The organism is Variovorax sp. IB41, from assembly GCF_016405905.1.
Lineage (GTDB): Bacteria > Pseudomonadota > Gammaproteobacteria > Burkholderiales > Burkholderiaceae_C > Variovorax.
The window spans coordinates 1276684-1290380 of sequence record NZ_JAEFCB010000001.1 but is presented as its reverse complement, the minus strand read 5'-3'; the positions used below and the strand labels follow the sequence as shown (position 1 = coordinate 1290380).

Genomic DNA, 13697 nt, shown 5'->3' with positions numbered 1-13697 from the left:
GTCAGGCCTCCGCGGTGTCGCGCACGTCGAGCGAAGTCTGCAGCGCGCTCTCGGGCAGGCCGTGCTTCCAGGGCACATCGACCGGATAGGGCTTCAGGAGGCAGTCGTCGGGCAGCATCTCGATGGGCGTGAAGTTTCTGTGCGCGATGTACTCGGGCCGCTTGTGGCGACGGATGTGGTTGCTGACGGCGCACAGGCTCAGGTACACCGCCACGCGGTTGAAGGGCGAGAGGTTGCTGCCCGATGCATGCACGAGGCAGCTGTGGAAAAGGATCATCGAACCGGCCGGGCCCTTGGGCGAGACGATGCCGCCCTCCTTGCCGCCCGCGCGGTCCACCAGCTGGGCGATCAGGTCGTTGTCCACCGTCCAGAGCGGATAGCTCGTGGTGGTGAGGTCGTGCCTGGCATCGACCACGCCCTTGCGGTGGCTGCCTGGAATGAACATCAGCGGTCCGTTGTGCTCGTTCACGTCGTCCAGAAAAATCGCGACGTTCATCGCGCGCTCGGTGGGCATGAGGTCGTCGTTGAGCCAGGTGCCGTAGTCCTGGTGCCACTGCCACACCTGGCCTTCGAAGGCCATCTTTCCATTGATCTTGAACTGGTGCATGTAGACCTCTTCCTCGAAGAGGTCCATCACCGGGCCGACCATGCGCGGATGGCGCGCGAGCCTGGCGAAGGGCTCGCTGATCAGGTGCGCGGCGAAGTTCGTGCGCACGGCGTCGGAGCCTTTCTCGCGCACGTTGAAGGCCTCGCGCTTGCTGTAGAGATCGGGCACCGCATCGGTCAGCGCCCTGGTTTCTTCGGGCGAGAAATGGCCGGGGAAGAACAGGTAGCCGTCGCGCTCGAACTGCGCGCGTTGCTCGGGGGTCAGCTTCATGCCTTGTCTCCTTTGTGGGCTTTGTGAGGGAGGGTGTGGGTGGGTGCGTTGCGGGCCTGCTGTTCCGTCAGGCGCCGCGCCAGTGCGTCGCTGGCCTGCGCGACGTGCTCTTCGCTCAGGCGCGCGGCGCGGTCCGCGTTGCCCGCGGCGATGGCGTTGGCGATGGCTTCGTGCTCGTCCCAGAGCGACTCGCGCTGGGGCTCGGCCTGCAGCACCGCGCCCATCGCGCGGCGAAGGTGCCGCCAGTGCGGATCGGCGCTCTGGCCGATCAGCGGGTTGCCCGAGGCGTCGTAGATCGCGCGGTGAAAGGCCACGTCGGCATCGATCATGGCTTCGACGTTGCGCCCGCGCGCGGCGCGCCGGCCGCGCTCGATGAGCTTCGCGTCGATGCGAAAACGCTGCTGCGCCGCGAGCCGCGCGGCCAGCACGTCGAGCACGCCGCGCACCTGGTAGATGTGGCGCATGCCCTCGGCATCGAGCGGCGCCACCAGCACGCCGCGGCCGGGCGCGTCGTGCACGAAGCCGTCTTTCTTCAGGAGGCGCAGCGCCTGCAGCACCGGCTGGCGCGACACCGACAGGCGCTGCGCGATGTCTTCCTGCGTGATGCGCTCGCCCGGCGCCAGCGAGCCGCTGCTGATGGCGCCGAGCAGCGCGCGGTAGACCTGGTCGACGAGGTCGGGCGCGACTTCGATGCTGACGAGCTGGGCGGGCATGGGCGGCTTTCTTTGAACTCTGTATACAGAGTACGAAGATCCGGGCCGTTGCGTATCCCGGGTTTTTACCGACGGGGGCTGCAAAAGAACGTAAGCCTTCGCTAAGCTCGACCCATGCAACTCCCTACCTACGACGACGTCACCGCCGCGGCCGCGCGGCTCGAAGGCCATGCCCACCGCACGCCGGTGCTGCAATCGACCACCGCCAACGAACGGTGGGGCGCGCAGTTCTTCTTCAAGTGCGAGAACTTCCAGCGCATGGGCGCGTTCAAGTTCCGCGGCGCGTTCAATGCGCTTTCCAGGTTCGATGCGGCGCAGCGCAAGGGCGGCGTCATCGCGTTTTCGTCGGGCAACCACGCGCAGGCCATCGCGCTGTCGGCGCGCCTCCTGTCGATGCCGGCCGTGATCGTCATGCCCAAGGACGCACCGGCCGCCAAGGTCGCGGCCACCAAGGGCTACGGCGCCGAAGTGGTGATGTACGACCGCTTCACCGAAGACCGCGAGGCGCTCACCAAACAGCTCGCGCAAGAGCGAGGCATGACGATGATTCCGCCCTACGACCACCCCGACGTGCTCTCGGGCCAGGGCACGGCGGTGAAGGAGCTCATCGAGGAGACGGGGCCGCTCGATCACCTGTTCGTGTGCCTGGGCGGCGGCGGGCTACTCTCGGGCTCGGCGCTGTCGGCGCGGGCGCTCTCGCCCGATTGCAAGGTCTACGGCGTGGAGCCCGAGGCAGGCAACGACGGGCAACAGTCGTTTCGCACGGGGAAGATCGTGCACATCGAAACGCCCAAGACCATCGCCGACGGCGCGCAGACGCAGCACCTGGGCCAGTACACGTTCGGCATCATCCAGCGCGACGTGGACGACATCTTCACCGTGACCGACGACCAGCTCGTGGAGGCGATGCGCTTCTTCGCCGAGCGCATGAAGATGGTGGTGGAACCGACGGGGTGCCTCGCGTTCGCGGGCGCCATCGCCGCGGGCCAGGCCATTGCCGGGAAGCGCGTGGGCATCGTGATCAGCGGCGGCAACGTTGACCTGTCGCGCTTCGCGGCGCTGCTCGCGTAAGTTGCTTCAGGCGCGGATGCCTGCTGCCGTCAGGTGCAGCAGGCGGTCCGCACGGGCGGCGGCGCTCTCGGAGTGCGTCACCAGCACGAGCGAGGCGCCGTGCTCGCGCGTCTGGCCGATCAGGAGTTCCATCACCTTCGCGGCCGTCGTCGGGTCGAGGTTGCCCGTGGGCTCGTCGGCCAGCAGCAGCGCGGGCCGGTGCACCAGCGCACGCGCGATCGCCACGCGCTGCAGCTGGCCGCCCGAGAGCGTTTGCGGCAGCCGGGCGCCCATGCCGGGCAGGCCGACCGCATCGAGCATGTGCGCGACGCGGCCGTCGTCCTTCTTCTGGCCCAGGAGCATGAGCGGCAGCGACACGTTCTGCGCCACGTCCAGGTGCGGCAGCACGTGGAAGGCCTGGAACACGAAGCCGACATGCCTGCGCCGCCAGAGCGCGCAGGCCTCGCCGTCGAGCGCGCCGATGTCGGTGCCGTCGTGCGTCACCGTGCCCTGGTCCCAGCTGTCCAGGCCGGCCATGCAGTTGAGCAGCGTCGATTTGCCCACGCCCGACTCGCCCACGATGGCGACGAACTCGCCCGGTTGGACCTCCAGCGTCACGTTTTCGAAGACGGGCGATTCACCGTAGTGCTTGCCGAGGTTGGTAATGCGCAGCGTCATCCGGGCGAAGTGGTAAGGGTGGTCTTGGCGATCAGTTGAACGGCGGTCTGCACCGCGCCGGGCGCGTCGCAGGCGATCACGGTGCGCTGCGGCATGCTGCGCAGCCAGGTGATCTGTCGCTTGGCGAGCTGGCGCGTGGCGGCGATGCCGCGTTCGCGCAGGTCATCCATGGCCTTGGCGTCGGGCGCGGCGGTGCCGCAGGCATCGAGCATTTCCCACGCCTGGCGGTAGCCGACGCAGCGCATCGAAGGCAGGTCGGTCGAGAGGTCGCCGCGCGCGCGCAGTGCTTTCACTTCATCGAGAAAGCCCGCTGCGAGCATCGCATCGAAGCGGTCGGCGATGCGCGAATGCAACCACGCGCGATCGGTGGGTTCAAGCGAGAAGAGCACGCCGCCGTCCACGGCATTGGCGGTTTTGTTGTCGCTCGCATGAAAGCTGGAAAGTGGCTGGCCGCTGCTCTCCCACACCTCGAGCGCGCGCTGGATGCGCTGGCTGTCTTGCGGCGCGAGGCGTGCGGCGGTGACTGGATCGACTTCGGCGAGCCGTGCATGCATCGCGGGCCATCCCCGCTCGGCGGCTTCCGCGTCGATGCGCGCGCGCACCGCAGAGTCGGCAGCGGGCATCGCATCGATGCCGTCGAACAGCGCCTTGAAATACAGCATCGTGCCGCCCACCAGCAGCGGCAGCGCGCCGCGTGCGCGGATCTCGTCGATGAGCCGCGTCGCATCGGCCACGAAGGCGGCGGCGCTGTAGCTCTCGCGCGCATCGAGGATATCGATGAAGTGGTGCGGCACGGCTGCCTGCTCGGCCGCCGTGGGCTTGGCCGTGCCGATGTCCATGCCGCGGTAGACCAATGCGGAATCGACCGAGATGATTTCCACCGGCTGCAGCCGTGCGAGGGCGAGCGCGGCTGCGGTCTTGCCGGAGGCGGTGGGGCCGGCGAGCGCGACGTAGCGCGGCGGAACGGAAAGCGCAGCGGCAGACATTGCCGAAGGAGCGGCCTCGGCGGCCGATGCGGAACTGGGAGACATGGTGCGCCGAGGGTAGCAAATGGCGCGTGCCGCTCGGCGGGGAGGGCGCGGATGGCCCCGGCGGCTCAGGTCGTTTCGCGCATCCGCCGGATGTCGCGCAGCGGCGGCGCGCCGAACAGGCGCGCGTATTCGCGGCTGAACTGCGAGGCGCTTTCGTAGCCCACGCGCACGCCCGCGGTGCCGGCATCGATGCCCTGGTTCAGCATCAGCTGCCGCGCTTCCTGCAGGCGCAGTTGCTTCAGGTACTGCATCGGGCTCATGCCCGCCACGGCGCGAAAGTGCTGCCTGAAGGTCGAGGGGCTCATGTGCACGGAAGCGGCCAGGTCGTCCGCGAGCACGGGCTGCGTGAAATTCATCTTGAGCCAGGCCATGCTCTGCACCACCTGCTGGCTCGGCGAGCCGATCGCCACGAGGCGCTGCAGCTGCGGGCCATGGCGCCCGGCCAGCAGCCGCACGAGGATCTCGCGCTGCAGCAGCGGCGCGAGCTGCGGCATCAGCCGAGGCTCGTCGAGCAGCGCGACGAGCCGCGTCACCGCGCCGAGCAGCGTGGGGTCGAGATCGCCGAGCGACATGGCGCGGTAGCTGCAATCCCGGGTCGGCTGCGGCAAGGCCATCTCGGCGGCGGCCTGCACGATGGCGCGCGGGTCGAGCCGCAGCATGAGGCCCATGAAGGGCTGCGCGGCGCTCGCGCGGGTGATGTGCGTCACCACGGGCAGGTCGGCCGTCGTCAGGAGCGACTGGCCTGCCGAATAGTCGAACACCTCTTCGCCGAGCGCCACGCGCTTTTGTCCGCTCACCGTGATGCCGACGCCGAAGCCGTAGAGGCAGTGCATGGGCTCCGTCGTCGCGCTGCGGCGGTGCACGGAGAGCTCGGGAATGGCCGTGAGGTAGTCGCCGTCGCTCTGCGCGATGCGTGCGACCGCATGCGCCAGGTCGCCCAGAACGCCTGGAACGCCCGATGCCTCTTGCTTCGCCGGCTGTGCCACTTCCATCTGAATCCTTTCGAATGACGCCAACGAAAAAGTCTAGCTCGCGCATTTCGTGTGCCACGCGTTGACGGCGCAGTCTCGTTGTTTCAGGCAAGAACACGCGCGGATTGGGCAAACGGCCGAAGGGTCTTCGCCCGACACTGGCCCGCGATGTGCCGGCGTGCATGGGGTGTCATGCGCCGAGGGCCATCCGTTGATTCCGACAAATCTCCTCTTCCCACGATTCCACGATTCCACGATTCCACGATGAAAACAGAAAAGACCGCCTCCATCACCGCGTTCACCGCGTCCATCGCGATCGCTCTGGGCCTCGGCGCGGGCGCCATGTGGCCGCAGCATGCCCACGCGAGCCTGGCGCTCGCGCAGAAGTATTCATGCGTCGCATGCCACCAGCCCGCCACCAAGGTGGTCGGCCCGTCGTGGAAAGACATCGGCGCGAAGTACGGCGACGGCAAGGGCACGGCCGCCCAGCTCGCCGCCAGCATCAAGGCCGGCAGCTCGGGCAAGTGGGGCGCGATGCCGATGCCGCCGCAGGCCCAGGTGCCCGATGCCGACCTGCAGGCGCTCGCGCAGTGGCTGCTCGACGGCGCCAAGTAAACGGATTCCACCCAACCCACAACCACCACCCACGGAGAAAAAGAACATGAGCACGCTCCACGTCAATGGCCGTGACCACACGGTCGATGCCGATCCCGGCACCCCCATCCTCTGGGCCCTGCGCGACACGCTGGGCATGACCGGCACCAAGTTCGGTTGCGGCGCCGCGCTGTGCGGCGCCTGCACCGTGCACCTGGACGGCCAGGCGATCCGCTCCTGCATCACGCCGATCTCCGCCGCCGAGGGCAAGAAGATCACCACCATCGAAGCCGCCACCGACGGCAGCGACCGCGTCGGCGCGGCCGTGCATGCCGCGTGGGTCAAGCACGACGTCGCGCAGTGCGGCTACTGCCAGAGCGGGCAGATCATGAGCGCGACCGCGTTCCTGAAGTCGCTGCCCAAGGGCAAGCAGCCCGGCGTGGACGAGATCGACTCGGCCATGGCCGGCAACATCTGCCGATGTGGCACTTACGTGCGCATTCGCGCCGCCGTGGCCGATGCGGCCAAGACCCTCGCCTGAAGGAGCCGACATGCTGCCCCACATCGACTACAACGAACTGCCGCGCGCGCTGCAGCGCCTGATGGCCCAACCCGCGACCGACGAGGCCGCCACGCTGCCCCGCCGCAGCTTCCTGAAGATGGCCGGCGCCGGCGGCCTCGTGCTCGGCGCCTTTCCCCATCTCGCCATGGCACAGGCCGATGGCGCGCCGCCCGCGGCCGGCGGCTTGAAGCCGACGCAGCAGCCCTCGGCCTTCGTGCAGATCGCGCCCAACGGCGAAGTCATGGTGACCATCAACCGCCTCGAATTCGGCCAGGGCGTGCAGACCGGCCTGCCGATGATCCTGGCCGAGGAGCTGGACGCCGACTGGGCCTTGGTGCGCAGCCGCAGCGGCACCAACGATGCCGCCTACGCCGACCCGCTCTTCGGCATGCACCTGACCGGCGGCTCCAACTCGATCAAGAACAGCTACACGCAGTACCGCGAACTGGGCGCGCGCGCGCGGTCCATGCTGCTGTCGGCCGCGGCGGCGCGCTGGAAGGTCGACGTGGCCACGCTGCGCACGCGGGCCGGCACGGTGATCGGCCCGGGCGGCCGCAAGGCAGGCTACGGCGAACTGGCCGAAGCAGCCATGGCGCTGCCGGTGCCCGAGAAGGTCGTGCTCAAGGACCCGAAGAACTTCCGCATCATCGGCCGCGCGACCACGCGCCTCGATCAGCGCGCCAAGAGCAGCGGGCACCAGGACTTCGGCATCGATGTGCGCCAGCCGGGGCAGCTCACGGCGGTGGTGGCGCATCCGCCGGTGTTCGGCGCGCGCTTGAGCTCGGTGGACGACAGCGCGGCGCGCGCCGTCAAGGGCGTGAAGGCCGTGCTGCGCATTCCACTGGACCGCGGCGCCGAAGGCGTGGCCGTGGTGGCCGATGGCTACTGGCCGGCCAAGCTGGGCCGCGATGCGCTGAAGCTGGAATGGAACACGGCCGCTGCGGAAAAGGTCGACAGCGACAAGCAGCTGGCCCAGTACCGCGAGCTCGCCGGCCGTCCCGGCAACCGCAAGTTCGACGCCGACATGGCACCGCTGGCCAATGCGCCCCGCAAGCTGGAGGCCGAGTTCGTGTTCCCGTACCTGGCCCATGCGCCGATGGAGCCGCTGAACTGCACCGTGAAGCTGTCGGACGGCCGCGCCGAACTGTGGGTCGGCACTCAGAGCGCCGACCTCGACGGACAGGCCGCGGCGCGCACGTTGAAGCTCGATCCCGCGCAGGTGAAGGTGAACGTGCAGATGGCGGGCGGCGGCTTCGGCCGGCGCTTCGTGGGCTCGAGCGACTTCGTGGTCGAGGCCTGCGAGATCGCCAAGGCCGCGCGTACCGCGGGCCTCGACGCACCCGTGCGCCTCTTGTGGAGCCGCGAGGACGACATCAAGGGCGGCTACTACCGGCCCATGCACCTGCACCGCGCGCGCATCGGCTTCGACGAGCGCGGCAAGATCCTCGCGTGGGACCACGTCATCGTGGGCCAGTCCATCACCGCGGGCACGGTGTTCGCCGGCATGATGGTCAAGGACGGCATCGACGCCACGGCGGTGGAGGGCATGCGCGATCCGTATCCGGTGCCCATGCGCCTGACGGTGCACCACCCTCAGGTCAACGTGCCGGTGCTGTGGTGGCGCAGCGTGGGCTCCACCCACACCGCCTTCGTGATGGAGACGCTGATCGACGAGATCGCTCGCAGCACGAAGCAGGACCCGGTCGCCTACCGCATGCAGCTCTTCGGCGACAAGCACCCGCGCCATCGCGCCGCGCTGCAACTGGCCGTGGACAAGAGCGGCTACGGCAAGAAGAAGCTCGCGGACGGCCGCGCCTGGGGCGTGGCGGTGCACGAGTCCTTCGAGTCGGTGGTGGCCTATGTGGTGGAGGCCTCGGTCAAGGACGGCCAGCCGGTGCTGCACCGTGTGACCAGCGGCGTGCACTGCAACCTTGCCGTGAACCCGCGCAGCGTGGAAGCGCAGGTGCAGGGCGCCGCGGTGATGGGGCTGTCGACGTGCCTGGCCGGCAGCGCGATCACGTTGAAGGACGGCGTCGTGCAGCAGGGCAACTTCGGGGACTTCACGGTGGCGCGCATCACGCAGGTGCCGGAGTTCGACATCCACATCGTGCCCAGTGCCGATGCGCCGAAGGGAATGGGGGAGCCGGGGCTGCCGCCGCTGGCGCCTGCGTTCGCGAATGCGGTGGCGCAGCTGACGGGCAAGCCTTTGCGGCAGTTGCCTTTCAACCTGGCTTGATGCGTACGAGCGCTGTATTGCGCTAGAGCTGCAAGACCAGAGCCGTTCACGCCGAGCTTGTCGAAGCGCCGCGCAAGGCTTCGACAGGCTCAGCCCGAACGGATGGTTTTTTTGACCGCGCCTTCGCGACGCGCGTCATGCAACAGCTAGATCGCCGCGGGCACGCTGCTCGCGCGCGCCTCGCCGCGCACGTCCTGCGGCGCCATGGCGGGCACGGGCGGCAGCTTCAGCGCGGGCGGTGACAGCTTGGGCTGGCTGCGCGCCATCATGCTGTCGGGCTTCATGCGGAACAGCTGCGTGAGCGCCGCGCGGTACTGCGCCTCGCCCACCGAGTTGGTGTTGTGGTGCGAGCCGCCCTCGACCAGCACGAAGAGCTTGGGCACCGTGGCCGCGTCATAGAGCTTGCGGCCCAGCGTGGGGTTGATCAGGCTATCGGCCGTGCCATGCACCACCAGGAGCGGCGCGCCGATGTCCTTGACGGTGTTGATGGCCTCGAAGCGCTGCGTGATGAAGGGGCCCAGCGGCAGCCAGCCCCACTTGAAGCTGCTGACCACGTCGGCGATGGAGCTGAAGGTGCTCTCCACGATGGTGCCGCTCTCGTCGTTCACATGCGCCGCCAGGTCGATGCCGATGGCGCCGCCCAGCGAGTGGCCGAAGATGTAGCGGTGCTGCCTGGGATGGCGCGCGGCCAGCCAGGTCCAGGCGGCGCGGGCGTCCTCGCGGGCCGACTCTTCAGAAGGCAGTCCTTTGGAGCTCTTGCCGAAGCCGCGGTAGTCGATGGCCAGCACCGAGAAGCCCAGCTCGTGCATGCGCTGGATGCGCGGGGCCGAGCCGGCCACGTTGTAGCGGGCGCCGTGCAGGTACAGCAGCACGGGGGTGTCGGTGGTCTCGGGCGCGCCGCCCAGCCACAGGCCGTGCAGGCGCGCAGGCTCGCCGCTGATGGAGGACTGGAAATCGATCCAGACGTCCTGCATCCCTTCGGTCATGGTGGCGGTGTTGCCCCAGCTGCGGTCGCTGGGTTGGAAGATCCATTCGCGCTGTTGTTCGTCGAACGTGGAGCACCCGGCGGCGAGCAGGGCGCAAAGCGAGAGGACAGACGCGAGGAGGGTCCAGCGTTTCATCATGGGGTTGAGGGACAGCGATGCCGGCCGAAAGTTTCATCCACTTTCACCACGACGCGCCGACGTTGCGCCCTGGTAACCCCCCGAAACAGCGCTCAACGGCGCTTTGCTGAGACCATGCAACGTGCGTGCCCGGTCTCCGGATGACCCACCAAAACCCTCGAAAACCCTGAAAAAGCCGCCGATTCGGCTACCTGCCGCGCATGAACAGCGTGTCGAGCTCGCGGATCGACAGCTGCCGCCAGGTCGGCCGGCCGTGGTTGCACTGGTCCGAACGCTCGGTCGCTTCCATCTGGCGTAACAGTGCGTTCATCTCGTCGATGGTGAGCTTGCGGTTGGCCCGCACGGCACCGTGGCAGGCCATGGTGGAGAGCAGTTCGTTCTGGGCGCGCTGCACCACGGTGCTGGCGTCGTGCTGGCCCAGTTCGGCCAAAACGCTGCGCGCCAGCTCGACTGGGTCCCCGTCGGCCAGCGTGCCGGGCACGGCGCGCACCGCGAGCGTGCGTGCCGAAAACGCGGTGATTTCCAGCCCCAGCGTGGGCAGCACCTCGGCGCAGGCCTCGGCCGTGGCCACTTCCTGCGGCGTGGCCGCGAAGGTCGCCGGAATCAGCAGCGGCTGGCTGGTGATGGCGGCACCGTCCAGCTGCGTCTTGAGCCGCTCGTAGACGATGCGCTCGTGCGCCGCATGCATGTCGACCACCACCAGGCCCTGGGTGTTCTCGGCCAGGATGTAGATGCCCTGCAACTGGGCCAGCGCACGGCCAAGGGGCCAGGCTTCCTCGTTGGTGGCGGCGGCATCCGCATCGCCTTCGGGGCTCGCCGGCAGTCCCACGGGGGCCCGGAAGGCCATCGGCGCCGCGCCCGCCGCACTCGTCGGAGGCCAGTGCGAGGGCGTGGCATCGGGCGCGTGCCCGAGCTCGTCGGTGCGGCGCGGCCACATGGCCTCGAAATCGCCGGCGCCGCGCTCCCGCGCCACGAAATTCATGGCCGGCTGCGACCAGCTCGCGCTCTCGGGCAGCGCGGTTTCCTTGAAGAAGGGCTGCGGCGCGCCGGTGGGCGCCACGGCATCGCTGGCGCGCGGCGCGGCCAGCGCGTCCTCGATGGCGTGGCGCACCGCCTGGTGCACTTCGCGGCCATCGCGAAAGCGCACCTCGATCTTGGTCGGGTGCACGTTCACATCGACGCGCGACGGATCGATCTCCAGGTACAGCGCATAGATCGGCTGGCGCTGGCCGTGCAGCACGTCCTCGTAGGCGCTGCGCACCGCGTGCGAGAGCACCTTGTCGCGCACGAAGCGGCCGTTGACATAGAAAAACTGCTGGTCGCCGCGCGAGCGCGCCGCATCGGGAATGCCGGCGCGGCCGACCACGCGCACCACGCCGCCCAGGCGCTCGACGGCCACGCTGTTGGCCACGAAGTCGTCGCTCAGCGCATCGGCCAACCGCTGCTCGCGCGCGTCGGCGGCGCGCCATTGCTCGACCAGCTTGCCGTCGTGCCACACCGAAAAGCCGACCTCCGGCCGCGCCAGCGCATGGCGGCGCACGGCCTCGATGCAGTGGGCCAGTTCGGTGGCATCGGTCTTGAGAAATTTGCGGCGCGCGGGCGTCGCGAAGAACAGCTCGCGCACCTCGACGGTCGTGCCGACCGCGCGCGCCACCGGCCGCAGTTCGCCAGTGCGCCCGTCGAGCGCGAAGGCGCTGTCGGCCCCGGTGAAGCGGGAGAGGATGCTGAGTTCGGCAATTGCATTGATGGCTGCGAGCGCCTCGCCGCGAAAGCCCATGGTGCCGACCGTCTCCAGGTCGTCCAGGCTCGCGATCTTGCTGGTCGCATGGCGGCGCAGGGCCACCGTGAGTTCTTCGCGCGGAATGCCCAGGCCGTTGTCTTCCACCGAGATCAGCCGCACGCCGCCCGAGGCGAGCCGCACCGTGACCTGGCTCGCGCCGGCGTCCAGCGCGTTGTCGAGCAGCTCACGCACCACCGAGGCCGGCCGCTCGACCACCTCGCCGGCGGCGATCTGGCTGATCAGCTCATCGGGGAGCTCGCGGATCGGGCGGCGTGGGGAGGGGGGGATGGAGGAGGGGAGTGCGCTCACCAAGGCATTTTAGAAGTGTGACGGAGGTCGGGGCCCTCAACGGGGGATCGGGGACTGGGCCGGGAAAACGGTCACACGGTTTCCCGCGGGTGTGGGACGGTGCTTATTGCAACTGCTTGTACATGACGAATGCATCCACGAAGCCATGCCGCGGATGCCTGAACGCGCCGGGCAGCGTGCCGACGATGGCGAAGCCCATCCGCTGCCAGAGCCGCACCGCGCGCTCGTTGGTGGACACGACGAAGTTGAACTGCATCGCCAGAAAGCCCATGCGCAGCGCCTGCTGCTGCGAGTGTTCGCACAGTGCAGAGGCCACGCCCAGGCCGCGCGCGGCCTCGGACACCACGTAGCCGCAATTGCTCACATGTGCGCCCTGGCCGGGCTGGTTGGGCTTGATGACGTAGGTGCCGAGCACCGTGCCATGTTCGTCGCATGCAATGAAGGTGGCGGTGGGCACTTTCGTCCACGCATGGCGCGCTTCGTCCTCGGTCACGTCGGTGGCGAAGGTGTAGGTGTCGCCGCGGCGGAACGTCGGCTCGAGCACGGCCCAGAGCGCCGGCCAGTCCGCATCGAGGGCCTCGCGTATGCGGATCATGGGGTGATTCGAAAGGGGTTCAAGACGTCAACAAGGATAATCCGCGGCCATGGAAATCATCAGTTATCTCATCGACTTCATCCTTCACGTCGACAAGCATCTCGAGGCCTTCGTCATTGCCTACGGCCCTTGGGTCTATGCGCTGCTCTTCCTGATCGTGTTCGTGGAGACCGGTGCGGTGGTGATGCCGTTCCTGCCGGGCGATTCATTGCTCTTCATCGTCGGCGCGCTGTGCGGCGCGGGGCTCATGAACTTTCCGCTGGCCTGCGGCATCCTGATCGCCGCGGCCATCCTCGGGGACCAGTGCAACTATTCGATCGGCCGCTACTTCGGGCCTAAGGTCTTCCAGTGGGAGAACTCGCGCTTCTTCAACCGCAAGGCCTTCGACCAGGCCCACGGCTTCTACGAGCGCTATGGCGGCATCACCATCATTCTCGCGCGCTTCATGCCCTTCATCCGCACCTTCGCGCCCTTCGTGGCGGGCGTGGCCGAAATGAGCCGCGCGAAGTTCACGATGTACAACGTGGTGGGTGCGCTGATCTGGGTGCTGGGCATCGCGACGGCGGGCTACTTCTTCGGCAACCTGCCGTTCGTGCGGCAGCACCTGGACAAGATCATCTGGGCGCTGATCTTCGTGCCGGGGCTGCTGGCGATCTTCGGTGCGTGGCGTGCGTCGAAGGCAGAGAAGGCGCGCGCTGCCGCGCAGGCCTGAGGCCGTTCAACGTTCCACTTGCCCATGAAAAAAGCGCGCCCAGAGCGCGCTTTTTCTATGCAGCCGGCCGATCAATAGTTCGGGCCGTTGCCGGGGTAGTAGCCGCTGCCTTGCGGGTAGCGCTGGCGGTTGTAGTTCCGCTCGTCGGCGTTGCGGCCGACCTGGTTGCCGATGATGCCGCCGATGGCCGCACCACCCACCGTGCTGGCGGTGTTGCCGCCGATGGCATTGCCCACCAGCGCACCGCCGACGGCGCCGACGCCAGTACCGAGGTTCTGGTTGGGGCCGCTTGCGCAGCCCGCAATCGTCATGACCGAAGTGGCTGCGGCTGCAGCGATCCAGAGACGTGTCTTCATGATGTGCCCTTTCGAGGAGTGATGGTTCATCATCATCAAAACGGCTGTTCGCTTTGTGTAGGAGCCTGCCGCGCCTGCCTGTGCGGTGTCACGGGCCGTTGCGCGTGGG

14 protein-coding genes are annotated in these 13697 nt (G+C 68.4%); 5 read left to right on the top strand and 9 right to left on the bottom strand.

What is annotated here, in order from left to right:
- Position 1 precedes the first annotated feature (1 nt).
- Both JC881_RS06180 and JC881_RS06175 read right to left on the bottom strand, forming a co-directional pair.
- Entirely contained in the window at positions 2-877 is an 876-nt protein-coding gene (locus JC881_RS06180; RefSeq protein ID WP_198784766.1) for a phytanoyl-CoA dioxygenase family protein, read from the bottom strand.
- Positions 874-1590 carry a GntR family transcriptional regulator gene (locus tag JC881_RS06175; protein ID WP_198784765.1) on the bottom strand — a complete coding sequence of 239 codons (717 nt, stop codon included), beginning with the start codon at positions 1588-1590 and terminating at the stop codon, positions 874-876. The genes JC881_RS06180 and JC881_RS06175 overlap by 4 nt, the downstream gene beginning before the upstream one ends.
- Positions 1591-1704: 114 nt before the next feature.
- On the opposite strand from JC881_RS06175, the gene JC881_RS06170 reads away from it, so the two are divergent.
- On the top strand, positions 1705-2661 hold the full coding sequence (locus JC881_RS06170) for a threo-3-hydroxy-L-aspartate ammonia-lyase (protein WP_198784764.1): 957 nt from the start codon (positions 1705-1707) through the stop codon (positions 2659-2661).
- A 6-nt stretch (positions 2662-2667) separates the two neighbouring features.
- On the opposite strand, the gene JC881_RS06165 is transcribed toward JC881_RS06170, so the two are convergent.
- From JC881_RS06165 to JC881_RS06155, 3 genes are all read right to left on the bottom strand, one after another.
- Positions 2668-3318: an ABC transporter ATP-binding protein gene (locus JC881_RS06165; RefSeq protein WP_198784763.1), complete on the bottom strand. Its 651-nt coding sequence runs from the start codon at positions 3316-3318 to the stop codon at positions 2668-2670.
- Complete coding sequence (gene miaA / locus JC881_RS06160) at positions 3315-4304, bottom strand: tRNA (adenosine(37)-N6)-dimethylallyltransferase MiaA (RefSeq protein WP_198784913.1); 990 nt, start codon at positions 4302-4304, stop codon at positions 3315-3317. The genes JC881_RS06165 and miaA overlap by 4 nt, the downstream gene beginning before the upstream one ends.
- A 110-nt stretch (positions 4305-4414) precedes the next feature.
- Complete coding sequence (locus JC881_RS06155; protein ID WP_198784762.1) at positions 4415-5341, bottom strand: AraC family transcriptional regulator; 927 nt, start codon at positions 5339-5341, stop codon at positions 4415-4417.
- A 243-nt stretch (positions 5342-5584) separates the two neighbouring features.
- Here JC881_RS06155 and JC881_RS06150 point away from each other — a divergent pair, with 243 nt between their 5' ends.
- The 3 genes from JC881_RS06150 to JC881_RS06140 are packed head-to-tail and all read left to right on the top strand — an operon-like array spanning position 5585 to position 8712.
- Positions 5585-5935, top strand: a complete 351-nt coding sequence (locus JC881_RS06150) for a c-type cytochrome (protein WP_198784761.1) — start codon at positions 5585-5587, stop codon at positions 5933-5935.
- 46 nt (positions 5936-5981) lie between these two features.
- Positions 5982-6455, top strand: coding sequence for a (2Fe-2S)-binding protein (locus JC881_RS06145; protein WP_198784760.1), 474 nt, complete (start codon positions 5982-5984; stop codon positions 6453-6455).
- Between the two features lie 10 nt (positions 6456-6465).
- Positions 6466-8712 (top strand): xanthine dehydrogenase family protein molybdopterin-binding subunit, encoded by a 2247-nt coding sequence (locus JC881_RS06140; RefSeq protein ID WP_198784759.1) that lies wholly within the window; start codon positions 6466-6468, stop codon positions 8710-8712.
- 146 nt (positions 8713-8858) lie between these two features.
- Here JC881_RS06140 and JC881_RS06135 read toward each other — a convergent pair whose 3' ends face one another.
- The 3 genes from JC881_RS06135 to JC881_RS06125 all read right to left on the bottom strand — a co-directional run bounded on the left by JC881_RS06135 (position 8859) and on the right by JC881_RS06125 (position 12520).
- Positions 8859-9836 (bottom strand): alpha/beta fold hydrolase, encoded by a 978-nt coding sequence (locus tag JC881_RS06135; RefSeq protein WP_198784758.1) that lies wholly within the window; start codon positions 9834-9836, stop codon positions 8859-8861.
- A gap of 187 nt (positions 9837-10023) precedes the next feature.
- A complete protein-coding gene (gene mutL / locus JC881_RS06130; RefSeq protein WP_198784757.1) occupies positions 10024-11925 on the bottom strand; it encodes a DNA mismatch repair endonuclease MutL in 1902 nt (633 codons plus the stop codon).
- Between the two features lie 103 nt (positions 11926-12028).
- A complete protein-coding gene (locus tag JC881_RS06125; protein ID WP_198784756.1) occupies positions 12029-12520 on the bottom strand; it encodes a GNAT family N-acetyltransferase in 492 nt (163 codons plus the stop codon).
- A gap of 49 nt (positions 12521-12569) precedes the next feature.
- Between JC881_RS06125 and JC881_RS06120 the strand changes: the two genes are divergently transcribed.
- Positions 12570-13232, top strand: coding sequence for a DedA family protein (locus JC881_RS06120; RefSeq protein WP_198784755.1), 663 nt, complete (start codon positions 12570-12572; stop codon positions 13230-13232).
- A 71-nt stretch (positions 13233-13303) separates the two neighbouring features.
- Here JC881_RS06120 and JC881_RS06115 read toward each other — a convergent pair whose 3' ends face one another.
- Positions 13304-13588, bottom strand: a complete 285-nt coding sequence (locus JC881_RS06115; protein WP_198784754.1) for a glycine zipper domain-containing protein — start codon at positions 13586-13588, stop codon at positions 13304-13306.
- Positions 13589-13697: the final 109 nt, after the last annotated feature.